General features: G+C 43.1%; 28 protein-coding genes and 2 tRNA genes. 25 read left to right on the forward strand and 5 right to left on the reverse strand.

The window, feature by feature from the left end:
• Positions 1-260 precede the first annotated feature (260 nt).
• The 20 genes from NSB25_RS07715 to NSB25_RS07810 all read left to right on the forward strand — a co-directional run bounded on the left by NSB25_RS07715 (position 261) and on the right by NSB25_RS07810 (position 13,061).
• The gene (locus NSB25_RS07715) at positions 261-809 is read left to right on the forward strand and encodes a hypothetical protein (RefSeq protein ID WP_103238848.1); all 549 of its coding nucleotides are present in this window, start codon (positions 261-263) and stop codon (positions 807-809) included.
• Positions 806-1,732: a ParM/StbA family protein gene (locus tag NSB25_RS07720; protein ID WP_103238849.1), complete on the forward strand. Its 927-nt coding sequence runs from the start codon at positions 806-808 to the stop codon at positions 1,730-1,732. Before NSB25_RS07715 ends, NSB25_RS07720 begins: the two co-directional genes overlap by 4 nt.
• Positions 1,729-2,109 carry a hypothetical protein gene (locus NSB25_RS07725; RefSeq protein WP_103238850.1) on the forward strand — a complete coding sequence of 127 codons (381 nt, stop codon included), beginning with the start codon at positions 1,729-1,731 and terminating at the stop codon, positions 2,107-2,109. Before NSB25_RS07720 ends, NSB25_RS07725 begins: the two co-directional genes overlap by 4 nt.
• Before the next feature lie 151 nt (positions 2,110-2,260).
• On the forward strand, positions 2,261-2,410 hold the full coding sequence (locus NSB25_RS07730) for a hypothetical protein (RefSeq protein ID WP_257479239.1): 150 nt from the start codon (positions 2,261-2,263) through the stop codon (positions 2,408-2,410).
• Positions 2,411-2,575: 165 nt separating this feature from the next.
• Entirely contained in the window at positions 2,576-2,905 is a 330-nt protein-coding gene (locus NSB25_RS07735) for a hypothetical protein (protein ID WP_103238851.1), read from the forward strand.
• A gap of 699 nt (positions 2,906-3,604) precedes the next feature.
• Complete coding sequence (locus NSB25_RS07740) at positions 3,605-4,042, forward strand: hypothetical protein (RefSeq protein WP_103238852.1); 438 nt, start codon at positions 3,605-3,607, stop codon at positions 4,040-4,042.
• A 449-nt stretch (positions 4,043-4,491) separates the two neighbouring features.
• The gene (locus NSB25_RS07745; RefSeq protein ID WP_172455007.1) at positions 4,492-4,668 is read left to right on the forward strand and encodes a hypothetical protein; all 177 of its coding nucleotides are present in this window, start codon (positions 4,492-4,494) and stop codon (positions 4,666-4,668) included.
• Positions 4,669-4,791: 123 nt separating this feature from the next.
• Positions 4,792-4,917, forward strand: coding sequence for a hypothetical protein (locus tag NSB25_RS07750; RefSeq protein WP_257479240.1), 126 nt, complete (start codon positions 4,792-4,794; stop codon positions 4,915-4,917).
• Between the two features lie 96 nt (positions 4,918-5,013).
• On the forward strand, positions 5,014-5,946 hold the full coding sequence (locus tag NSB25_RS07755; protein WP_103238910.1) for a DUF932 domain-containing protein: 933 nt from the start codon (positions 5,014-5,016) through the stop codon (positions 5,944-5,946).
• Between the two features lie 180 nt (positions 5,947-6,126).
• Positions 6,127-7,056: a YqaJ viral recombinase family nuclease gene (locus NSB25_RS07760; protein ID WP_103238853.1), complete on the forward strand. Its 930-nt coding sequence runs from the start codon at positions 6,127-6,129 to the stop codon at positions 7,054-7,056.
• An 11-nt stretch (positions 7,057-7,067) separates the two neighbouring features.
• The gene (locus NSB25_RS07765; protein ID WP_103238911.1) at positions 7,068-7,448 is read left to right on the forward strand and encodes a DUF3848 domain-containing protein; all 381 of its coding nucleotides are present in this window, start codon (positions 7,068-7,070) and stop codon (positions 7,446-7,448) included.
• Positions 7,420-8,328: a hypothetical protein gene (locus tag NSB25_RS07770; RefSeq protein ID WP_242982349.1), complete on the forward strand. Its 909-nt coding sequence runs from the start codon at positions 7,420-7,422 to the stop codon at positions 8,326-8,328. The genes NSB25_RS07765 and NSB25_RS07770 overlap by 29 nt, the downstream gene beginning before the upstream one ends.
• Before the next feature lie 132 nt (positions 8,329-8,460).
• Entirely contained in the window at positions 8,461-9,366 is a 906-nt protein-coding gene (locus tag NSB25_RS07775; protein ID WP_103238854.1) for a DUF5688 family protein, read from the forward strand.
• A gap of 7 nt (positions 9,367-9,373) precedes the next feature.
• A complete protein-coding gene (locus NSB25_RS07780; RefSeq protein WP_172455008.1) occupies positions 9,374-9,520 on the forward strand; it encodes a hypothetical protein in 147 nt (48 codons plus the stop codon).
• 136 nt (positions 9,521-9,656) lie between these two features.
• Positions 9,657-10,304 (forward strand): single-stranded DNA-binding protein, encoded by a 648-nt coding sequence (locus NSB25_RS07785; protein WP_103238855.1) that lies wholly within the window; start codon positions 9,657-9,659, stop codon positions 10,302-10,304.
• Positions 10,305-10,342: 38 nt separating this feature from the next.
• Positions 10,343-10,495: a hypothetical protein gene (locus NSB25_RS07790; RefSeq protein WP_172455009.1), complete on the forward strand. Its 153-nt coding sequence runs from the start codon at positions 10,343-10,345 to the stop codon at positions 10,493-10,495.
• Complete coding sequence (locus NSB25_RS07795) at positions 10,495-10,995, forward strand: JAB domain-containing protein (protein WP_103238857.1); 501 nt, start codon at positions 10,495-10,497, stop codon at positions 10,993-10,995. Before NSB25_RS07790 ends, NSB25_RS07795 begins: the two co-directional genes overlap by 1 nt.
• A 343-nt stretch (positions 10,996-11,338) precedes the next feature.
• Positions 11,339-12,019 carry a hypothetical protein gene (locus tag NSB25_RS07800; protein ID WP_146039994.1) on the forward strand — a complete coding sequence of 227 codons (681 nt, stop codon included), beginning with the start codon at positions 11,339-11,341 and terminating at the stop codon, positions 12,017-12,019.
• Positions 12,020-12,033: 14 nt separating this feature from the next.
• Entirely contained in the window at positions 12,034-12,378 is a 345-nt protein-coding gene (locus tag NSB25_RS07805; protein ID WP_103238859.1) for an LPD28 domain-containing protein, read from the forward strand.
• A complete protein-coding gene (locus NSB25_RS07810) occupies positions 12,375-13,061 on the forward strand; it encodes a recombinase family protein (RefSeq protein ID WP_103238860.1) in 687 nt (228 codons plus the stop codon). The genes NSB25_RS07805 and NSB25_RS07810 overlap by 4 nt, the downstream gene beginning before the upstream one ends.
• 254 nt (positions 13,062-13,315) lie before the next feature.
• On the opposite strand, the gene NSB25_RS07815 is transcribed toward NSB25_RS07810, so the two are convergent.
• Both NSB25_RS07815 and NSB25_RS07820 read right to left on the reverse strand, forming a co-directional pair.
• A complete protein-coding gene (locus NSB25_RS07815; protein WP_103238861.1) occupies positions 13,316-14,503 on the reverse strand; it encodes a hypothetical protein in 1,188 nt (395 codons plus the stop codon).
• A 664-nt stretch (positions 14,504-15,167) separates the two neighbouring features.
• On the reverse strand, positions 15,168-15,908 hold the full coding sequence (locus NSB25_RS07820) for a hypothetical protein (RefSeq protein ID WP_103238862.1): 741 nt from the start codon (positions 15,906-15,908) through the stop codon (positions 15,168-15,170).
• A 211-nt stretch (positions 15,909-16,119) separates the two neighbouring features.
• Between NSB25_RS07820 and NSB25_RS07825 the strand changes: the two genes are divergently transcribed.
• The 4 genes from NSB25_RS07825 (at position 16,120) to NSB25_RS07840 (ending at position 20,521) form a co-directional block, all read left to right on the forward strand.
• On the forward strand, positions 16,120-18,063 hold the full coding sequence (locus tag NSB25_RS07825) for a hypothetical protein (protein ID WP_103238863.1): 1,944 nt from the start codon (positions 16,120-16,122) through the stop codon (positions 18,061-18,063).
• Between the two features lies 1 nt (position 18,064).
• Complete coding sequence (locus tag NSB25_RS07830; protein ID WP_103238864.1) at positions 18,065-18,376, forward strand: hypothetical protein; 312 nt, start codon at positions 18,065-18,067, stop codon at positions 18,374-18,376.
• A gap of 17 nt (positions 18,377-18,393) precedes the next feature.
• Positions 18,394-19,074, forward strand: a complete 681-nt coding sequence (locus tag NSB25_RS07835) for a hypothetical protein (protein WP_103238865.1) — start codon at positions 18,394-18,396, stop codon at positions 19,072-19,074.
• Between the two features lie 316 nt (positions 19,075-19,390).
• The gene (locus tag NSB25_RS07840) at positions 19,391-20,521 is read left to right on the forward strand and encodes a tyrosine-type recombinase/integrase (protein WP_242982350.1); all 1,131 of its coding nucleotides are present in this window, start codon (positions 19,391-19,393) and stop codon (positions 20,519-20,521) included.
• A gap of 105 nt (positions 20,522-20,626) precedes the next feature.
• Here NSB25_RS07840 and NSB25_RS07845 read toward each other — a convergent pair.
• Positions 20,627-20,699, reverse strand: a tRNA-Gly gene (locus tag NSB25_RS07845).
• Positions 20,700-20,754: 55 nt separating this feature from the next.
• Positions 20,755-21,315 (reverse strand): hypothetical protein, encoded by a 561-nt coding sequence (locus tag NSB25_RS07850; protein WP_103238866.1) that lies wholly within the window; start codon positions 21,313-21,315, stop codon positions 20,755-20,757.
• A 658-nt stretch (positions 21,316-21,973) separates the two neighbouring features.
• On the opposite strand from NSB25_RS07850, the gene NSB25_RS07855 reads away from it, so the two are divergent.
• Positions 21,974-22,044: transfer RNA gene (locus tag NSB25_RS07855), tRNA-Gly, on the forward strand.
• A 67-nt stretch (positions 22,045-22,111) separates the two neighbouring features.
• On the opposite strand, the gene NSB25_RS07860 is transcribed toward NSB25_RS07855, so the two are convergent.
• Positions 22,112-23,371, reverse strand: coding sequence for a DUF3810 domain-containing protein (locus tag NSB25_RS07860; RefSeq protein WP_103238867.1), 1,260 nt, complete (start codon positions 23,369-23,371; stop codon positions 22,112-22,114).
• Between the last annotated feature and the right edge of the window lie 84 nt (positions 23,372-23,455).

Raw genomic sequence — 23,455 nt, forward strand, 5'->3', positions numbered from 1 at the left:
GGAACTGTTCAACATTTGAATGGAGGAAGAATTAAGGAACGGAGCACTTATCAAGGATATGGTTGAGAATTATTTGTGTGCTATGCACTGTATTCAAAAATATCCAATGGCATTTGTCGTAGTTGAACACTTCTTACGAACATCAGTAAATATATGTCGTATGAGTGATCGGCTCAAATATATATTCTTATCGTGATACTATATATAGTCCCTGTGCCAGTTGTGGCATGGGGATTTTTTATTCAGGAGGATTGCAGACTATGAAAAGACCAATGACAACAAAGGAACTATTTGAGAAAATTCGGGATATCTTAAAGGAAAAAGGCAAATTGCCGGATATTCTGGATTACGGTTTGGCAACAGACAAGCCGATTCCTATCAGGAACTATGAATTTGATTTGAAGAACAATCTTGACTATGGCAGTAGCGAAGGAATCTATCTGGACTTGTGGATTGTGTATTTTTCGGATGGGGAAAGATCAACACATGATCTCGGGACTTTCAAAACACTGGATAGCAGCAATGATGCAATGCACATCATGGCAGATCTTTTGGCGGACTTCATTATCGAGGAAGCATCATATGTCAACAAGAATCGGGATGATTTCACATGGGAAGGGGCAGATGTCAGGGCATTTGATGAAAATGGGAAACCACTCAACTGGTGCTATTCGTGTAACGACATGGAGGATGCCCTAAATCGAAAGGATGATCTGTTGAAGGAATATCCAAAGGTAGTTATCAGGGACAATGCCACACGAGAGGAAAAACACTTCAGCAGAGAGGAAGAAAGTGAGGAGACACAATGATCAGATTAAAGGAAGGGAAGTACATCATTGGATTTGATGACGGATATCAGCTCTGTAAAACAGCAAACCATGTATTCGACAATGGCATACATATGTTGGGAACCACAGAACCTACATTGAAAGAAAATTCCCTGTTCTATGATGGGGAATACTTCAAGGTGGGGGAAGGACGGGCAGCCATTACGGAGGATAAGATTTCGGATGATGATGCACGGCTACGAACCATGGTAGCTGTTGCCATGGAACTTAGGGATACAGGAATTTGTAAGGCAGAGGTGATTCTTGCAGTTGGCTTACCCTTTTCAAACTACGGTCGGGACAAGCCGAAACTGATCGACTATTACAACCGACAGAACAGACTGGAATTCTCATATGAAAGAGAAGACTATTCCGTTGAGATAGGGAAGGTGATTGTCTGTCCCCAATGTTATTCTGCCATTGCCGCAAGGCTCGGGAACATGAAAGGCGACTATCTGATTGTGGATATCGGCAGTAAGACCACAGATGTGGTGTATGTACAGAACGGTCTCCCCATAGAGAGCAAGTCTATCACTATTGAAAAGGCCATGGTGAAATGGATAAAGGAAATCCAACGGGAGATGAAGGTCCAGACCGGAAAGGATATGCCAGAGCATGAGATCATGAAGATTGCCCTGAAAGAGGACAGCAATCTCCCGGGTGCCTATTCGGAGCTTATCCGTGGTATGCTGCGGGAAAAGATGTGTTCTCTGGAACTGGAGCTTGCGGAGAGGGGATACAGCATGGATTATATCAACATCATCTATGTGGGTGGAGGTGCGCTGCTGTTCCGTGACTATGCCGGAAAATACCGGAGCCATACGGCATATGACTGTGATCTGTGTGCCAATGCAAAGGGGTATGAGTTCCTTGCAGGGCAGATAGAGGGGAAGCAGGTGGCATGATGGCGGAGAACCAGAAATCTGTATTCATCCGTTTCAACATGGATGACAAGGCTGACAGGGAGCTGTATGAGAAACTAGTGGAGGAATCTGGAAGTGCGTCCTCCCTGACGGCTTATGTGAAGAGGGTGTTGGATGAGTATTTCAGCCTGAACATCAAAATCGCTGACAGACAGGAGTTCCATAACCAGATGCTTGCAGCCATCCGGGAGGAGATGCAGGTGCAGGGAATGAAACTGGTGGGTGCCCTTGTGGCAGGAATTGGTACAGTAAGTACTTCATCCATATCGTCAGGAACTATGTCAAATGGGACAGATCTGCCAGATGTGTGTGATTCATTGCCAAGTGAGCTTCAGGGGGTTCTGGATTTCATTGGCTGAAGCTTCAGGGATGATGGCTCAGTCAAAATGAAAAATGATTCATATGTGATGGGCGCTCCTGATAGGGGTGCCTGTTGCATTTGTGTTGCTCATTGCAAGTAAAGTGTTGCAGATATGGTATCTGAAGTGATTGATATGAGGGTAAAATTGCATGTCTGCAATCAGATATTGCGGATGCGCAACTGTTGTTCGGCTCGACAAACAGCTACAATTATCAGCAGATGAAAGGGGAATGGTGGCCAGGCTGAATCATGGAAAAGAAATGTTCTCAAAAGTAAGTATATGTGGCTATGCGGTGTGAAATGCGAATTCAACAATATAAAGATAGAATATGTATTTTACATAAAATGTTGCATTTTATGTTATCAAAAATATTCTCTGTTTATGTAGCATATAAAAACTCATTTTATGATTGGATTTATGTCATTAAATGATGCTATGATTCAATGAGATGGGAGGTGATACGATGCAAAAGATTGATTTTAACAATATAAATGATGAGATTATATATGATATATTTGAGGTCTCTGGTAATGAGGCTGAGGCTCTGAATGATAGTTATCTGGAACTTTTTGAGTTACTCGGACGTGATGCCATGCTGAAACTATATACACATTATCACGGAGATAAGATTGACTGCCCAATGAGGCTATATCGTCCAGAATTCATTGCTGATCTTGCGAAAAATGAGCCGGATAGACGGGAGCGTGCCAAGATTGCGAGGGCAGGGGGATATTCGGCGAGAGTGATTGAAGGGTTGTTGAGCAAGCGTCGGAAAGAAAATGAAGATGAGTAATTATTATACCAATATAGGCTAGATACTGTCAATAAGTGTATCGGATTTGCATGATATAAACGTTAAATGTAATGGCATTGCAGCACAGAAGATTGTAAACAAATGTCAAGTTAAATTTAAAAATTCACAATTCAATATTCCGCAGGAGTATCAATATACTGACGGACAAGTTCCAGAAAGGAAACCAATGAAATTATCCAGTATGGAGCGGAATGGAAATGTCTGCTGCTGACATACTTAGAACAAGAGAAATTTGAGTACGATAAAATGACAGTGAGTATTCTGTCTGGAGTAAATGAAATTGATAATGTACAAAGGGAGGGGTACATAAATGCTACATGGTTTACCTAGAGCAGATAATTATGGCTGTAATGTCTGTGCATTCTGTCACTATTGGGAGGGGAACGCACAATTACACAGTCATGGTTTCTACCAAGTAGAGTTTAATGAACGTACAAAAGGGCGCTGCCTATCAATAGGAGGCGTGCCAAAGCCTGCAAATTATTCGGCATGTTCAAGATTTCAAATGAGCAATGAAGCCAGCAAGTATGTAAAGAGATAGGGAAAAACTCTATACATTTATAATTTTACTGAATTAATAGGTGATGGATATCATTTAACTATTTAATGAGTTCGTAAGTATATAGTTGTCAAAGAAGCGAAACTAAAAACAGCTTATATGAGAGGAGATTATATATTATGGCATACATTGATCCCAGTTTAAACAAATCCTATAGGTTCGATTGTTTTGTAGAAAGATTGTCAAAATTGCCGTTTATTCGTATAGCGTTGTTTGATGCAATTGCAGGTATTACACTTTCATTAGTAGGATTGAACGTTGTGAGCAGGTTCTTCTTCTTCGGAATCCCTATAGCTATTGTGGCTAAAATACTTTCTGCATTTCTTTGTGGGGTCGAACATCCTGTAACCAAATTTTGGCTGATGAGCCTATTTGTAGGTATAGAAGCCTTGATTGTGAGCGGAATGTTGATGCCGTATTGTGGGAATACGGAAAGTACTGTGAGTGGTGTTGTGACTATTGTCTGTGCGTTGTTCGCTGGGCTTGGCAGTTTGACATTAATATTGGCAGCAATAGGGTTTCTGATAAGAATATTTATTGCCTTTTTTATAAACTAGCATATGGGTGATAAGGAACTTGAGAAAGCCTTAGAAGTGGTGACAGTGATTGGTACCACTGCAAAAAACTGGCAGACAGTATGGAAAATAACAGTGGAGACAACAATTAAGATCTTATCGTTCGCTGTTGACACAAGGTGAAGGATTTTGATGTATCGTATCGATAAAATAGAGGGGTCGTCATAAGATCAGTTCCAAATTGTACATTAATTTATCATTGCATGTCTCTTATATATTAATATAGTGACACATAGGAAAAGCATTGTTGGTATTAAACATTTCAGATGATGTGATGAATAAAGATCTGGATTATTTGAATCCAATTGTTGCCATTCTTTTGATTGCATAGGTCATAAGAAAAGCTATGGTCGATGATTGAGATAAGTATGTCATAATGGCTCTTTGTTCATGGAGGCATTGGTCTATACCACTCTGTAGGAGGCAGTAAGATGAACCTGATTTACAGGATAAAACCGCCATGCCCCAAATGTCCGTACACATTAGGGCTGGTACATACAGCAACAAACCCATGTCCCCAGTGTAAGGCAAACGGCTACAAGACATATGAACGGTTTAAAAGGGAACGGTCAGGAAATGGCGCTGTTCCCAAAAACGAGATGAAATAAAACCGTGACAATTCTATGTTCCCATCAAACCAAAAGCCGAATCATACTCTGGTTCCATACCGTATCTCACCCCATCCTGGATATATATTCTACAAGTATCAGACAGGAATGGGGGTGATACAGATGTCAAAAAAGAAGATCTTAAAGGCAGTGCTTGCGGCATTGTCGGTACTGTTTTCGGCGGCAAAGACCATTGAAAAGATGGGAAAACAGAACCAATCGGACGGCAGAACAAAAAGTAAGGACTAAGGGAAGGGCTTCCTATAGAGGGAGTCCTTTCTCTATGCCCATCAACAATGGATGTTGGTTAGAATTCAAAAATCATAAGAAAAGGAGATGAAAGAAATGTCAGCAAATGTAGAGACAATGTTTTCGGTAAGGGAGAAACCCTGGCATGGACTGGGAATCATCGTGAAGGAGGCACCCACATCAGCGGACGCCATCAGGCTTGCGGGCCTTGACTGGACAGTGGTACAGGAACCCATCTACACGAACTTCAGCAAGGTGGTGGAGGGTTACAGGGCCAACGTAAGAAGCTCCGACAGGAAAGTACTGGGTGTGGTGTCAGACCGTTACAAGGTAGTCCAGAACGTGGATGCGTTCAGTTTCACAGATGAACTGCTGGGCAGGGGTGTACAGTATGAGACTGCAGGCTCCCTGCAGGAGGGTAAGAAGGTATGGCTCCTTGCAAGGCTCCCCAGAGAGTACATCATCGCAGGGGAGAGGATCAGCCCCTATCTGGTGTTCAGCAACACCCATGACGGCTCCGGTTCCGTGAAGGTGGCGATTACCCCGGTGAGGGTCGTGTGCAACAATACCCTGAACCTGGCACTGAACACAGCAAAGAGGAGCTTCAGCATGATCCACACGGGCAACATCCAGGACAAGATACAGGAGGCGAAGGACACACTCTTCATGGCGGAGGAGTACATGGACTGCCTCGGGGTGGAGTTCGAGCAACTCAGGAGACAGAAGATAACGGATGCACAGGTGAAGGAATATATCGAGCAGCTTTTACCCATGGAGAAAGAACCTACCCCCATCCAGAGCAAGAACATCATCCGTCTCCGTGAGGATATGATGAGACGTTACTACGATGCCCCTGACCTGCAGAAGGTGGGGAACAATGCCTACCGGTTTGTCAATGCGGTGTCCGATTTCGCCACCCATGCGGACCCGCTCCGTAGGACAGCCAATTATAATGAGAACCTGTTTGCCCGCACCGTTGACGGGAACCCCCTTATCGACAAGGCATATCAGATGGTAAGGGCAGCCTGAACAGAGATAGAGGGTATCTCCATCAGATACAGTATTGGTTGTGGAAAGGTAAGGTTAGTTTGGTGATCTCGATTAAGAAATAGAGGGTCAGGAAACAGAGGGTGGCCGGGATTGTTCTGCTCTGGGTCACCCTAGTTTTTCAGGATGTAAAAAATAAAAACAACAGCGAGGAGAAATCTTATGTTTGAAAAAATACCGTTGTCAGGAGTCAGCAACATAGAATGGCTCCGTCTGAGGAAGTCGGGAATCGGTGGTTCCGATGCAGGGGCCATCTGTGGTGTCAACCCCTACAGCAGCGCTATGAAGGTGTTCCGGGACAAGACCAGTGAGGAAGTGGAGGAACTTGACAATGAAGCAGTCAGGATTGGCCATGACCTTGAGGATTATGTGGCGCAGAGGTTCATGGAGGCCACCGGTCTGAAGGTCAGGAAATCCAACTTCATGTACAGGAGTTCGGAGCATCCTTTCATGATTGCGGATGTTGACCGTCTGGTAGTAGGTGAGGATGCAGGGCTGGAATGTAAGACGGCGAGCATCTATAATGCGGACAAATGGGAGGACGGGAACATCCCTCTCCATTATGTGATGCAGTGCTGCCATTACATGGCGGTCACCGGGAGACGTACATGGTATATCGCAGCCGTGATCTTAGGGAAAGAGTTCACCTACCGGAAACTGGAGTGGGATGACAACCTGATTGGCAGGCTGATCGAACTGGAAGAGAACTTCTGGAGTGATCATGTGGTTCCGAGGGTCATCCCGTCGCCGGATGGAAGTAAAGCCTGTGATGAAGTCCTGGAGCAGTATTTCCATACGGCAAGGAAAGAGAGTAGGATTGAGCTTGTGGGATTTGACGAGAAGCTGAGACGGAGGGAGGAAATCCTGGGGTTCATCTCCGAACTGCAGGAGGAACAGAAACAGATTGAGCAGGAAGTGAAGCTCTTCATGGGGGACAACGAATCCGCAAGCAGCCAATGTTACCGTGTGTCATGGGGGAACGTGGATTCCACAAGGCTCGATACGAAGAGGATTAAAGCAGAACGTCCGGAGATCTATTCGGATTATGCGAAGGTCTCCCATTCCAGACGGTTTGAAGTGAGGGCGGCATAGGGGATATCGGTATGGATGAAAATGGATTGAGGGACTTGCTATCAAAGAGGCTGTATATCGAGCTGCAGCTTTTCAGGGATTCCATGCTCCAGAAAGGGAAAGAGGATATCTTCAAGTCCTCTTATGAGATTGAGATTTATGTGAACCTCTATGAAATCTTCATGATGCACGTTGAAAATCTGGATTCCGATACCATGCGAAAGCTCCTGAGCCTTTCTTTCTGGATACTGGAACATATCTATCAGGAATGGCTCTCACGGGAGGATGGCTTCTTCGATGAACTAAGGGAGTATGCGTGTGGAGAACTGGAGGCTCTTTCGGAGATGGGGAATCCGGAGCACAAGGAGGAGGTGAAAGTGAAACATGGAACAGGGATTGATAAGGCTGCTTAAGGCGGAAGAGATTGAGTGCCGTATATCTGTAATTAATGAAAAAGGATTAAGCTTGTTGCTCTATAAGGATGCAAGGGTTGACCAGCGCATCCTTGACGAGACATTCGGGGCATTCGGATGGAAACGGAGCCACCAGTGCATAGACGGGAACCTCTACTGTACGGTGGAAGTTCTTGACCGTGAATCCGGCCAGTGGATATCCAAACAGGATGTGGGCACCACTGGATATACGGAGAAGGAGAAAACCCAGGCATCGGACAGTTTCAAGAGGGCTTGCTTCAACTGGGGCATTGGCAGGGAACTGTATTCGGCACCGTTCATCTGGATTCCGGCAGCAAAGACAAACATCCAGAAGAAAGGGGATAAATACTTTTCCAATGAGCGGTTCTCGGTAAGTACAATCTCTTTCAATGACAATAGGGAGATTGTGGCTCTTGAAATCAAGGATTCCCATGGCCAGACAGTATATACATTGGGACAGTGCGGCAGTACCTGTCAGGGAGACAAACCACAGAAGCGGAACCAACAGAAGACGGAGCAGAAAAACGGAGCCGGTCAGAGGAAAATACAGGATAAGGATTCTGTTGAGGAACAGGAAAGGTCACTGGCGGGAAGCCAGAATCAGGAACCCATGAATGGGCAAAAGGGAAGGCGCAGTACAGATTCCAGAGATAGTAGCAATAGAAAATCGGGTATCAGCGGGCCACAGGAAATCGTACTGATGGCGGAGCTGAACAGGACTGGTGTAACTCTGGACGAAGTACTGAAGCGTTATGGGATTGAGGACATGAGCCAGATGACACCTGAGATATACAATAAGTCCATTGCCGCATTGAAACAGACCAAGCCCAAGAACAGGACATCAGGGAGTGCGGCATAGGGTGTGTGGAAGATGTAATGGAAGTAGTACAACAATGATACAGTAATTTCGGAAAGGGAGCTATGGAGAGGAGAATCATCTTACCATCGGCTCCTTTTCTGTATTTGATGAAAGGATGAAAAGTGAGTGAAAATGGATATGGAAGTTTTTGCGAAGAAAGTATGCGCTGAAGTGGAGAGGGAACTGGGTGAAGGGTTCCGTACAGAGGTCAGGGAAGTGAGGAAGAATAACGGCATCCTCTTACATGGGCTGCTGATTCTGTCAAAAGGGCAGACAGTGGTTCCGACCATTTATCTGGAGCATTTCCTGGAGGCATATGAGTCGGGCCTTCCGTTTGAAGAGGTTGTCAGGAAGCTGCTGGCTGTTTACCGGAGGGACACCTTGCCGGATGAGATTAAAATGGATTTTTTCAAATCCTTTGTAAATGTGCGTGACAGGATATGCTACTGCCTGATCGGGAGGAAGGGGAACGAGGAGATGTTGAAGGGTATCCCCCATGTTGAGTTTCTGGATCTGGCTATCTGTTTCTATTATGCCTACCATGATGAGAAAATGGGTGATGGGATAATCCTGATTTATGACTCCCATATGGAAATGTGGAGGAGCAACATAATGGAACTGTCCGCTCTGGCGGAGCGCAACACACAGAGGCTCTTTCCGTGGGAATGTAGAGGATTAGGAGAGATACTGGAGGAAATGATAGGGTCAGGGGAGGATGCGGGTATAGAAAATCCTATGGAGATGCCTTGCGGGATTCCACTGAAAGTGCTGACCAACAATAAGAGAACCCGTGGAGCCGTCTGCATCCTCTATCCGGGTGTATTAGATAAGATGGCGGAAGAGATGGGAAGTGACTTCTATATCCTCCCCAGTTCTATCCATGAGACAATCATTATCCCGGATATGGGAAATGAGGATAGTGAAGCGCTGAAAAAGATGATCAGAGATGTGAACAGTACCCAGGTGGCCCCGGAGGAGGTGCTGTCAGATACCCTTTACCGTTATGACAGGGCAGAAAAGAGGGTTGTGATTGTATGAGGGGTGGATGTGTATCTCATTTTATATTATGGAGCATCATCATACCGTTTCAGAAGTGGGGGCGGAAAAGAACGGAACGGAAAACCTGCAGAAAGGTTGTCTGCAGGAGATGTGGTTCAGAGGTACAGAGGGAAAGGGAAAGGCGGCTGCGTAAAGAATATCCGTACTACTGCCCGGAATGTGATGAGAACATGTATTCCTTTGAGTGTACGGAGATGTGGATGTCTGATGGCTCTGTAGAGGCAGAGACTCCGGTAATTACAAGAGATTAGGAAGAGAGGAAAGATACAATGAAGGATGAGAGAATGGAGAACAACGGGGTATGCGTAATCGGTGAGATCATGTCAGGATTCAGCTATAGCCATGAGATGTTTGGGGAGAGGTTCTTCCGGACAGATATCCTTGTCTGCCGTGCCAGCGGCATCATGGATGCCGTTCCCCTGATGTTTCCTGAGGAGCTTGTAGATGGGGAAAGGGATTATTCGGACAGTATCGTGGAGATCACGGGGCAGTTCCGTTCTTATAACAAGAAAGAGGGTGGGGAGAGCCATCTGGAACTTTCCGTATTCGTACAGGAAATCCGCTTTCTGGAGGGGGAATGTACGGATTATGGGAGCAACAACCGTGTCTTTCTGAAAGGATTCCTGTGCAAGCCCCCATCCTACCGGAAGACGCCTTTGGGACGAAAAATCTGTGATCTCCTCCTGGCGGTGAATAGGCCCTGCGGAAAATCCGACTATATCCCCTGTATCGTATGGGGAAAGGATGCGGTACTGGCATCCGGACTGGATGTGGGTTCTGCAGTAAATGTGACGGGGAGAATCCAGAGCCGGGAGTATAGTAAGAAACTTTCGGAGACGGAAACGGAGAAGCGGGTGGCGTATGAGGTATCTGTCAATAGACTGGAGACAGAGATCCAGTCTTCTTATACTGGCTGATGGAGACAGTCGCAGAGATTGGAGGAGGAACGGGAATCATGACGAAAAAGGAAGTACTGGAGATGTTAGATGACATGGAGGAAAGGGTCCTGCGCAGCAATGGGTTCATAGCCGGGTTTGTCACAGAAGGTTTCATACTGAAGCTGATTGATGAGAAAAGATCTGAGGTGGAGGCATTGGAAGGAACGTGATGGGAGCATTTGAGACAACAGAGAAGATAGATGGACATACCAGGATACCCATTGTAAGCCTGCAGGTAGTGGTGGATGAATATTTGGAATATCTCCGTGAAGACCTTATTACATCCCGGAAAGCTGCAGAATGGGTAGAAAGGAACATCATCAGGCACTCCAACAGGGAGCATGTCGTGGTCGTCTGTTGTGATTCAGGTGGCCGGGCAACGAACATTGATGTGGTGGCAAGGGGTACTGTGAACTGCTGCCCTGCCTCTGTAGTGGAGATATTCAAGGTGGCAATCATCAGCAATGCTGTAAATATCATCCTGTTCCACAACCATCCCAGTGGTGACCCGACACCATCCCGGAAAGATGAAGAGACAACAAAGAAGGTCAGGGAAGTGGGGGAGCTATTGGATATAGGGCTGTTGGACCACATCATAATCGGTAGGAATGGGGCTTATTATAGTTTTATGGAGAACAATGGAATTGGTGGCAGTTCTGATGTTAGCTGAAAAAGTAGTAAAAGCATTGTGTTTTAGGGGGTAAAAACAGCAGATACAGGGTGGCAGTTCTGGCGAACGTCAGAGTTGCCACCTCTTGCCGTGCTCCATGATGGAATCAGTGACAGGATGGAGTGTGTTATCATGTTTCTTTTGTTTCAATGTAGTAATGAAGATAGGTTTTCAACCCAAGTGCAAAGACCCATAACATCTAAGAGACTGTAATGAACAAAGGTCTGCAAGAGATTGGTGTTGGATTCAGCGTCGATATAGGAAATGAAGATTTGTAATCTGATTAAATGGTGTGATGGCGGATGTGAAATAGGATGAAGACTCGAAGCGGAGGATGTATAAGATGATCACAGTTAGGATGATACAGTATTGGAACGATTACCACAAAAAAGAACTGAGGGAGCAGTTCAGGGATTTGAAGGAACTGGAGGACTGGATTTTCGGGCAGATGCGTGTGGACTACAGTTCTGAACATGGGAGGAACCTGCTTTCGTTTCCCAAGTGTGATACGGAATACTGGATATATGAGATTTCAGTCAGGCCGGAGTATGGCGGCTATGTGTACTGGATTAAGCTGATTGAGGACAGTGACATGGGGATTGTGTTCTCTGATGGTACGTTTACTGCAGGACAGAAACACTGTACAAGGGCAGTTCGGGAATGGCTTGCTGGATGTGAGGCAAGGAAAAGGAATCCCACTTTCCACTTTGCAGAGGATGAGGCAGGGGCAAAGGGTGATTCAGATTCTTGTGGGCAGGATGTTGAAAAATGTACAAGATCATGTGCCGTGAGCCATTGTAGGAATACTGAAAATGGAGATTCCAAAGATAGCTGCATATCTGGGTTCGTTGTAAAAAGAGCCATAGGAAGAATCCATGGTGCAGGGGGATGTGATGCTGAGGATGAATATGCAAAGGGATATGACGATGGGATTGCTGTGGCATTGGATATTCTGCTGAAGGAAACCGGGTACTGTCTGGATGACGTTCTGGAGATGGATGAGCATTACAGTTTAAAACAGTAGGAGGAGTTGAAAGTATGAGGCATGATGCAAGAACGGAGATGTGGACGCCCATGGAGATCAGGGGTGTGTCAGGATATTTCAATGATCTGAGGATTGACCGTGCCTCTGTCCCTGAGTGGTTCCGTTTCTGGGAACTGGCAGATGGGGACAGTGACGGAATACCCTGTAGGTACAAGCCGGGAATCCTTGTCAATTTCTATGGAACATTCCTGACCACTGGGGAACTCCCGGTTGATTATCCGGAATGGACGGAGGGGTTCATTGATTCCGATGGAGAATGGGGATTCACAGGTGAGAGAAGCCTTTCTTTTGAGGAAATGGTGAGGAACGAGGCGGAAAGGATGGAAAAGGTGAAATGAGGCAGTATGGATACTGCAGAATCAGTACGGGGAAACAGAACATCGAGCGTCAGGTACGGAACATACAGACGGCATATCCGGAATCCATTATTGTCAGGGAGACCTATACAGGTACTAAATTTCAGGGGAGGAAGGAACTGGAGAAGCTTCTGGAGAAGGTGCATCCGGGGGATACCATCATCTTTGACTCCGTCAGCCGTATGAGCAGGGATTCGGAAGAGGGGTTCCAGCTCTATGAAGAGTTGTTCCATAAGGATGTATCTCTCGTGTTCCTGAAGGAGCCGCACATCAATACGGAGACCTATAGAAGAGCAATGACGAATCAGGTAGCACTTACCGGGGACAAGGTTGACCTGATACTGGATGGAGTGAACCATTATCTGATGGAGCTTGCGAGGGAACAGATACGCATTGCCTTTGAGCAGGCACAGAAGGAGGTATCCGACCTGCACCAGAGAACCAGGGAGGGTATTGAGACGGCAAGGCTCAACGGAAAACAGATTGGGCATCCCAGAGGAGCGACTTATGAGACGAAAAAATCAAAGGCGGCGAAAGAGATTATCCTTAGGCACAACAGATCTTTCGGAGGTTCCCTGACAGATGCAGAGACCATGAGACAGGCGGGGATTTCGAGGAAGAGCTTTTATAAGTACAAAAAAGAATTGTGGGACAATATGGAATAGATCAATCTGGAGCAAAAATGCAGGCAAAGGTTAGAATATCGTAGGAATGGTAAAAAATCCTCGCCAGTACTTAAAAACAGGATACTTCATGTATATAAGATATCCTGTTTTTTATGTACTCGTTGGGCATACTTGTCATATTTATACTGGTTACAATGAAATATAATATAGTAATTTCATGCCGCCAAAGTGGGACTCCTAATACATTATATTCTGTCTATATGCTACAGTATTATAATGAAAAGTAGGGGACATTATGGTTTTTTATACAGTTGGCGGAGTTCCTTAGATGTAAGGAGCTGGCAGAAGCTCATAGACCATTCATCATACATTTTGCTATTGTATACACGCAAAAGGTTGGGGATATGCTTGGTGTCCCATTCTCTCGGGATGGTCACAGGGTTAATTTCGAGTATGGATAATTCTTTCAAGGTTCGTTTGAAAGACTCCAGTTCATTGCCCTGATAAAATGTTTTTGCTTTGGCCACACTGCGACATTGGCTCACTAACTGTAGGGCATCAATCAATCGTTTTTTATGCTGACTGTTATATCCATGGCTTTTTATTATTTGGATGGCCTCGTGTAGTGTGTACCAGTCTCCTTTTCCGATTATCCGGTTAAAATAATATTCAATTATTTGATTACATTTATCAGGGGCAAGCAGAGATTTATACTTGTTGCAGTCTAGGTTCCCGGATTTTTGGGCCATGTTAGATAGTGCGTAAGTTTTATGGTATTTGCACTGGATCTCGAAACGGATGATACTCCTTGCGCCATCCATTATTTCTTGTGAAATTGGTGGATATCCTCTTTCCATATTTTCTTGTGAACGTGCTTGCAGCTGCATATATTTACTATAGCAATTAACATTCACGGACTCGTTTATCAGATAAAAGCTACCCGGCTTGCTTTTCTGCCTGTGCGCAATATTATCATATTTAGACCATTTTTTATAATAACGAGGTATGTCACTTCGCCCAATGAGGTTCATGATCAGTTCAGGATCATATTCACCTATTAGTTCGTTCAAGTCAAAGTTGATGCAATAGTCAATCCGATTTAACGTATAGAAATCAAAGGTGTTTAACAATGGTGATATTTGTTTTGATATACTGTTAAAATTTGTAATTGCAACATTCAGATCATGGTATGTCGCAGCTGTGATGTAATCGGTAGTACCAGACAATATTTTGGGATTTATAGTCACATTTATGATATCAACACTGCCATTCATTTTATTTATCCATACATTATGACATATTGACCATTTTATTCCGTTGTCTTTAGGAAAGAACCTGATTATTGTATCTCCATTTTTGTCTGGATATATTTGGATAGATCTTGTCTGTTTACTGTACTTCTTGAAATCTTCGAGTAGTTGATCTGTTTTTATTAGATACATGGATAGTTTCATTGTGTGAAAACCTAATGACGAACGCATATAATTCATTTCTCCTTACATTTTCATTTGAAATAAGATACTAAGATAGATTACTCGCAATAATAATAAAAACATCAAAAGTACATTTGTTAAGGTCTCTATCTCCCTCAATCAGCCATAAGAGAGAGACAAAAAAGAAAGTAAGATCACTTTTCGATCCTTACTTCAACAGTATCATCTTATTGATAATATGTGCATACATTGATACGTATGACCTCAGAACATCTTATGTGATAAATGTGTTGTATGTCAGTGACCATGGTATTCTGATACAGATAAGCAATCAGGAGGTGGCGGTCTGCCTGATAAGTTCCCATGTGATAAGTGTTCTTTTGATGGCGCCGATATCATTAGTAATAATTTATTTACGCAATATTGGTAGTAAATCAATGAATCATAATACTGGATATTTTATCTCTATAGTATGTGATTAGTACTATAAATATTGATTATGAATCAAGTATGTATATGATATAAATTATATAAGTAATAATACATATATTATGTGAAAATGAGATGATGCGATAATCATTGACGTGGGGTAATGACACCCCACGTCAATTAAATGTTCTTTACGAAGTGAAGCGTATGAATTTCTGATATAGGATATCTGGATTGATAGATATGTCGAATTTTAACACACACAAATTTAGGGCATATAAATTTATCTACTTATACCTTTCTTATCAGGCATAGCGAATGTGGAACCAATGCCGATAGAGGTATTTCTCAACAAGGTATTCATTGCAATTCGATTATACTCTGGGATGAATTCAATACAGTTGGTTCCGGCTGTAGACAACATATCCTTGCTGTACTTGATGCACCTCCCAAATGTACCAGTGGCATTTTGGCATGAATCATGTGTATTGCCTTTCCAGTTTTCGCAATAAAGGCATAATTTGCATTCTTGAGGTATGGCAATTTCAGTTATGCCTGTAGTATTTAAAACAACAGGCGATGTGTCTGTACTTATGATGCTTTCTTGATAATGGTGTTTTGTATCCATATCATTACTTTTATCTGGTTCAGATAAAGGAAGATTATATATCTTTTGGAATTGGTTCAGCAAACTCCAATAAAACACATCTGGGTTATCCGTATTAACATCAATGATACCATCATCGTTTATTGAACGAAAGATCTCTTGCAGCGCTTTCCATGATGTATTTACTCTGATCTGTAGATATTTAATAAAATGAGTTTCATCTAATTTATCTTCTGGAAAATAATCATGAATTCTACAATTCCTATGTCCTTTGCCATCAGGTTTAAGCCAAGATTTAGCGGTTTCCTTTAAAACATACGCGGAAGCTCCGGCCTCTTTAAAAAGCTCCATAACAATTTTGGATTGACTGATTTTAATAATGCGGTTTATAGCATTTATGTAAGAACGGAATGTCATTAAATGATTGCTCTCCTTTCCATGTTTGTTGCACCTTAAATGCACCCATATGTCTAGTTCTTTGCACCCATGTATCTTGATATATTTATATCATGAAGCCAATGAGGATGAGAACCCTAAAAGGATTATATCATGAATTGTAAGAAAAGAAAAAAGATTCTTGGGTTTTCAGCATTTCTTCGGCTTAAAATAACTGGAAAGGTGCAAGACAATGGAAGGAATGGAGCAAAGGAAAGATGATACACTTAAGGTTGTACGAAATAATAGGAGTAGGGATAGACCATCTTCTCCCAGCTTACACTTACGGTATCAAAAAATGATTGAAGCTATTCGAGACAATCCCACTGAAATAACGAAATTTCAACAAGTGATTCAGGAGGCTACTCAAGAGTATGCAGTGGATAAGGGCGAATTAACCGTTATAAATGGTGGAAGAAATGTTTACTTTTCACAATGTGGAAAGCCATTTACGAATTTTGGTGCGATTCCTTTAAAAGTACTACGTATAAATAGTGTAGAAAATACGTTATATGAAATTGAAATCCTTATCATGGGAAAGGACCTGCCAACTCAGAAAATCAAAGTTGATGCTTCAAAACTGGCTTCAAGCCGATGGATTGAGAGCCTCGGAGTAGCTTATCTCTTTGAAAGAAATAAACTTTGGAATCTTAAAACATTGATTCAAATAATGGCCAAGTATGCCCCATTGGAGGAATATTATCAGTACTCTGGGTGGAAATTGGACAGCGGCAATGTCTATATCGTAGATGGACATCCGCTTTGCGATAAAGGTTGTTGGAAGAAAGACACAGAGAGGGAATCTTGTGAGCATGCCTTGAAGATGTTGGATGTTGCCCCACCATCGGTAACGATTCCTCTGATTGCAATCGAAATTCTGTCATTAGTTCATAGCTGGATGATAGAGGGCGATGTTTATTTTAAAGGGGTCTGCTGTCTGGTTGCCCCTACGCAGTCATTTAAAACTACATTGGCTTCTTTGTTTTTTGACTATGATCACGGTGTTGAAGCAGACATAAATTTTGAGGCAACAACAGCAGCACTTGTCAGAACTGTCGGAAGTGTACGTGATTCAGTGGTTATTGTTGATGATTATAAACCTGGCGCTACTCGGGCAGAGAATAATGATATGATCCAGAAACTTAGCAAGATTGTACGGATGTGCAGCGATGATTCTGGTGGTATTAAAAAAGCTGGAATTGACAACTCCACTGTCACAAATATAGCCCATGGCATTGCCGTGGTAACTGCTGAACAGATACAGCTTAATGTTCAGTCCACACAAGCAAGATTGTTGGTTTTAGAATTAGACAAAAGAAGTATTGATGTGGAAAAACTGACTTGGCTTCAAGCACACCATGATAGGTATCGAGCATTTGTAAACGACTATATCTTGTATATAGGCAAACAGGGTGTGGCTTGCTATTGTAAAAGGCTTGTGCAGAAATTTCTCCAGGCAAGAAATACCTTGAGAGAGAAACTCAATGCGAAAGATGTCTGGGTGGATAATCGGAGCAGTGACATGTGTACTTGGCTATATATATCATTTTCCGAATTTCTGGATTGGGCATTGAGCATAAAAGGAATCGACGAGGAGAAATTCGACAGTCTTTCCGCTGAGTCCAAAGAGATTTTTCTGAATCTTCTGGAACAGCAAGCTGAACGTGTATCTGAATTGGACGAGACAAAAAGATTCTTCAAAGCGCTGCAGGTACTGTTGGAGACAAAGGAGGTTCATATCGAAAAACTGCAGGCAAGAAATAATTCTTATGCTACACCCAACAGTCAGACGGCAATTGGTTTTACCAAGCAAGGCTATGTGTACCTGAAGAACAATACGGCATTCCAACAAGTGGCTGCATATTATCGACGCAACGGAAGAGAATTCGCTGCCAGCGAGTCGGCAATACGAAAGAAGCTTGCAGATAATGGTTGCATTCTGCCTAGTGGCGCAAAGTCTTTCATTCACAGGCTGTATGTAAATCATGAAACTTATCAGTGTATCAAGTTTAATGATGCAAAATTTGAAGAGGTTATAAGTGGGGGTAAAAATGATGGAACCGTGGGAAATCGAGAAATTCCGGATAATAGGAGCTTGTACCGTAATGCAGAAAATTTCCTTGGAGGAGGAATTTAAATTGATTGACGGAATTGCTTATGATATCGACATTTATCAGGATTTTTCAACAACATTCTGGGAGGGAAAACTGCTTAATGATCTCCCGGTTGCAGATATCATGAATGCAATTCTTCAATCGGAAGAGACATATAGCCATGGTAACTATAGTAGAGAAGATTGGCAGAAGTCTCAAAAAATTTGGGATTTGATAGACGAAAGCATAAAAAAGGAACAGCGAGCGCAGAAAAAGTGGGAAAAGAGAGATCGAAAACCGCAGAATCAGAAAGAAGCAGTTGAAAATTTTAAACGGGCGGTAAAGCACTTTAAATAAGGAAAGGGGACATTAATATGTTTCAGAATGCCATTATGTACACAGGCCCGCAAGTTGGTCTACTGTGTAGCTTTTTGGGTAAACGGGTTCTTGACGGAGATGTTGATGCCATAAAAGCGCTGTACCGTACTACATGGAAAGAACATCCTGCCCTGATAAAAACAATTACCCAATTACAGGAATGCATAACTTCAGTGGAAATTGATAAGGACTCAGAAGAAAAATATTGTACTGAATTTTTATACTACTGGGGAATGATTTGCATCGGTGATCTGTCAACTCTTATCAGCAGGGACTTGGGAACTGCAAATCATTGTTTTGATAAGATTGTTCATCGTGTACCCAAAGCTAAAGCCAGACTGGCTTTCATACAGTTGTTGAAGAGTGATGAACCTGCTAAAAGTGACAGGAATGTTGAAAGTATTGATATTCTACGACAGTGGGCTGGTAGAGGAGATTTGTTTTCAAGGATAGTGTTGGCAAAAATCAGCTTTTATCAGTTCCTGAATGAAAGGCAGATGGATGATGCAAATCTACCAATGAGAGTGTTGCGGCTTTTGGAACCTCCCTGTCAAAAGGGTCATCCAGTGGCTATCCGATTCTGGAATGAAATAATTGATTACAGTGGAGCGACCATGGACACAGCTTCGCGTATGTCTGAGACCTATATACAGGAACATATTTTGTTCGACCTATAAACGTATGCAAATATACAAATAAGGCTATAAACCGCATGATTTCAAGGTTTATATTTGTATCTTGGTCATGCAAATAGCAGAATCGTTTCATACAAATCAGGAAAGCATAAATGATTCTGGTCATCTGGATATCGAAGGAACTAAGGACAAATTTCCCAATTGAAGGAGAATCTAAGAATGGAAAGGAGCTGGAGAGCCGCTGGCCAGCACAAGGTACGTACCGGCTCCTTGGAACAGAATGAGCGAAAACGAAGTATTGAAATATGCTGTTGACAATGGTATGATTGATTTATCATACGTGCAAGAAAAAATAGAGATGAGCAAGAGAAAGGAATTATTAGAGAAACATCCCTGCAAGATATGGGAGGGGAAAAATGGCTGTTGGTATACATATCTTCCGGATGGCAAAGGAGGGAGAATCCTTAAGAAGCGCAAGTTGAAAACGGATTTGGAGAATGACATCGTTAAGTGCCTATCTCAACAGGCTGACAATCCAACGGTTGCCGATATATTCCATGAGTGGATAGACAGCCGTTTGGAAACAAAGGAGATCTCCAAGGCGAGTTTTGACAGATATTCTGTTGATTTCCGAAGATTCTTTTCCGTTTTTGGAGAGAGGGAAATTAAAGGCATCACGGAACTGGATGTTGAAGAATTCATGCTGAAATCAATTTCTGATTTTTCTCTGACAGCTAAGTCTTTCGGGAATCTGCGGATTCTGGTGTACGGGATATTCAAGAGGGCAAAAAAGAAGAAGCTCATATCTTTCAGCATAACGGAGGTAGTCAATGATCTGGAAATCTCCCGGAATGCATTCACTAAAGTCAAGAAAGATGAATGCAGCGAAGTGTTTATGCAGGATGAACTGCCGGTCGTGCTTGATTATCTCAAGGATAACCTTGATATCGTAAACCTTGGACTCCTGCTGATGTTTGTCACCGGGGTACGGGTGGGTGAACTTGTGGCTATTAAACCTGAGGATGTAGAAGGCAATGTTATCCATATATGCCGTACAGAATCACATTATAAGGATAAGGAGACCGGAAAGGATGTATATGCCATAAAAGATACACCGAAAACGGCTGCCGGAATCAGGAATGTCATTGTCCCTACTGATTATATCTGGATACTGCACAAGATAAAGCAGATGAATCCATCAGGTGAATTCCTGTTTATGAGAGATGGTTCAAGAATCCGTGCTTATACCGTAAGACTTCGCTTACACCGTGTCTGCAAGGAAACAGAAGTACATGATAAATCTACACACAAAGCCAGAAAGACATATGCAAGTATATTGTTGTCAGCCGGCGTGGATACATCAATTGTAATCAGTCTGATGGGGCATACGGATATATCATGTACCGAGCAGTATTACCACCGCAACCGTAAGGATATAGCAGCAAAAACAGTTCTGCTGAACAGTATCCCGGAATTTCAGTCCCACTGATGCAAAAAATAAAAGGTAATCATCACACCCCAATGCGCTTGATTACCTTTTGATTACTCACTGATTACTGAACCTCGCAAATTCAGTATTCATGAGGTCTTGAAGAGCGATAGACGGGACTCGAACCCGCGATTTCCACCTTGGCAAGGTGGCGCTCTACCAACTGAGCCACTATCGCAAAATTAATTATCTGTTGTTTACTTAAAACAGTATACGGGAAATTTCCCTTTCTGTCAAGCCAAAATTTTATTTTTTACCTTATGTATTTTTCTTTCAAAATCCAGTATCTCGCCCTGAGGGTAATACAGTGTCAAAAAAGCGATTTCATTTCCCGCATATTGAATCACAAATATCTCCGTCTTTTTTCTGCAAAAATACAGTATGCCGGCTGCCAGCGCGAAAATAAGAAGTAAGCCGCTGATTACTGCCATATCGCAAAATGAAAACAGCGCATATCCCATTCCTGCATTTACCGCCGCCACACTTAATGTAACAAGCAAAAGCCATACTGCCGCAAAGACAAGATCCAGCAGAATCATAACCGCCATCCCGGCCGAACGCGTTCCGGTGCAGGACACATCCCCCACATTGATAATATAGCGGCAGTTATGTGCCACATACACCCCGCATATTTTATAATAACATTTTCCGCAGCAATACAGCCTTTTGTCACTCAACACGCCAAACCCCTTCCCGGAAGCTCCATATTCCAGGAAATTATGAAGATACTTTTCCCCGAACACGGCAACCATTTCCTCATCCTCATCCACAAATAAACTGTATACATCATTCATGGCTCCCGCATCTCCCTGTTCTCTCAGCCCTGAAATTTTCTTTCAATATAGGGTCTGCGTTTGTACTGAAACACCACACGGCGGCAGATTACACTGCCGCCGCGGGTAGCAAAGGGGAACCAAGAAAGAGGTGCAAAGTATGCGTCCACACTTTACACCTCTTACGTATTTTAAGGCCAGATACAAGGTTCTGCCAACAGCACAAAAAGCATTGTAATTTTATTCAAAATGCTTTATAATAATCATGTGTGTATCGCAGACTTGTTCTGTATCGTGTGGTAGTGTTCTTACCATACCCTGCCACAAGAGGCGGCAACCTCTTGTGGTGGTACACCGACAATTTAAATTTATCTTGATTTCCCTACCTATATTTTAACATATCTGCCTTATTTATACAAGTGGCAAATATCTTTTATCACAAATCCGGTAATTAACAATATAACAGTCTGACATTTCCCGCATCAGTGAAAATTTTATCCAAAGCCTGAACAGGAGTCGGGAGGAATACAGAAATGGCATTTATCTTTATCACACAGGATTGCAGACAAAATTGGGAAAAATCCAAAAAATTAAAATAAACTCTTGACAGCGATATCATTTTCGTGTAAAATAATCAATGTTGTTAGGGCAGAAGAAAAGTTGAATAGTTGTTTTATTTGCAGGTGTAGTTCAGTGGTAGAACACCAGCCTTCCAAGCTGGATATGTGGGTTCGATTCCCATCACCTGCTTTTTTGCCGCAGTGCTTTAAATCCATGTTCTTTTCAATAAAATCAAGGATTTACGATCAGCCGGAATTTATTCGGCTGCCTTCCCGCTACCCGGACCGCTTCGATAATACTGCAGCAGCAGCCGAACCACCCGACTATAACTGGCCGCGCCATCCGACACACCGTTCACTTTCAGATTCGTGTCAATGAACACATCAGCCGCCTTATCCACGACTTCTGTATCAATCCATGCTTTTCTGTTGATGCGGTCCCATTCTTCCTGCACTACGAAGACATTGTCCTCCCAGACCTGCCTGTCCACTGTCACAGGCCGGAGTATCTCCACGGCTTCTTCGTAGGCAATGCGGTTGTTTTCCCACACTTTGTACAAATCATTGTTCAGATAAGTCAGTACACTGAGATATCCCGCATACTGAAAAAAAGCATCCTCAGACTGCACACAGGCCAGATAACCGATAAAGTTTGCCTCATCCTCATAGATATATCCTCTCAGATGTGCAAGCTCATGGCACATTGTGGACGGAAAGTTCAAAATGTGCATGACATCATTGTAATTTGCCTCCATGGAAAAAGGAAAATAGTACCCCTGCATATGCTGCTGGCACATGAAATCCGAGGATAGAAGCGCCTTCGGACGGGGGTAAAATCCATCCAACTGCGGATATGTCTCCCCCAGCTGTCTCATCAGCATCCTCGCCGTATCCTCCATATCCAGAGTCTCTCCGTCTGCCCCCGCGCTTCCTCTATACAACACCATACCGCTCTCATCCCGCTCCATCACCCGGGCAAAATGATTGCACTGCTCTGCCACCATGTTATATATCTCAATCAGTTCCACCAGGGTATACGCTTCCGTATCTTCTCCAAAATAATGCTCTGAAAAAGTAGATGCATGATAAAGAATAAAACAGTTCAGCGTCATAACCAGGCTTACAATGAGCAGCACCCACCAAAAAAAGCTGTAAAACTTCCGGCTGAATCTCCGAAAAACACTGTCAGCTTTTACTGTCATTCTCTTCGTCCCATATACGGTTCGGTACAGGCAAAAACGGAGTGCCATGGTCACACCGATACCTGCCCATATCACGCCAATTGCTATCGCCATCGCCGCAAGCACAACACCTGCCACAAGCATCCATTCTCCCACGGAAAAAGCAAAAAGCCCTGTCACACGACCGTAGAGATTTACCCAGACAGGAAAAATATACGCAATATACCAATCCGCAAAAACGGTACTGTTCCATGCTGCCGCATTCAGTAAAATTACCAAAACTGCAATACAGAAATAAAGAATCCGGCTCTTCCGGAAGAAATTCCTTTTATCCATTTATGCCACCCAGTCTCATCATCCGCAGTAACAAAAAGATGGGCACGCCGACATGCCCATCCTTTAAGAAAACTATATACTATC

It is taken from the genome of Acetatifactor muris (genome assembly GCF_024623325.1).
GTDB lineage: Bacteria > Bacillota > Clostridia > Lachnospirales > Lachnospiraceae > Acetatifactor > Acetatifactor muris.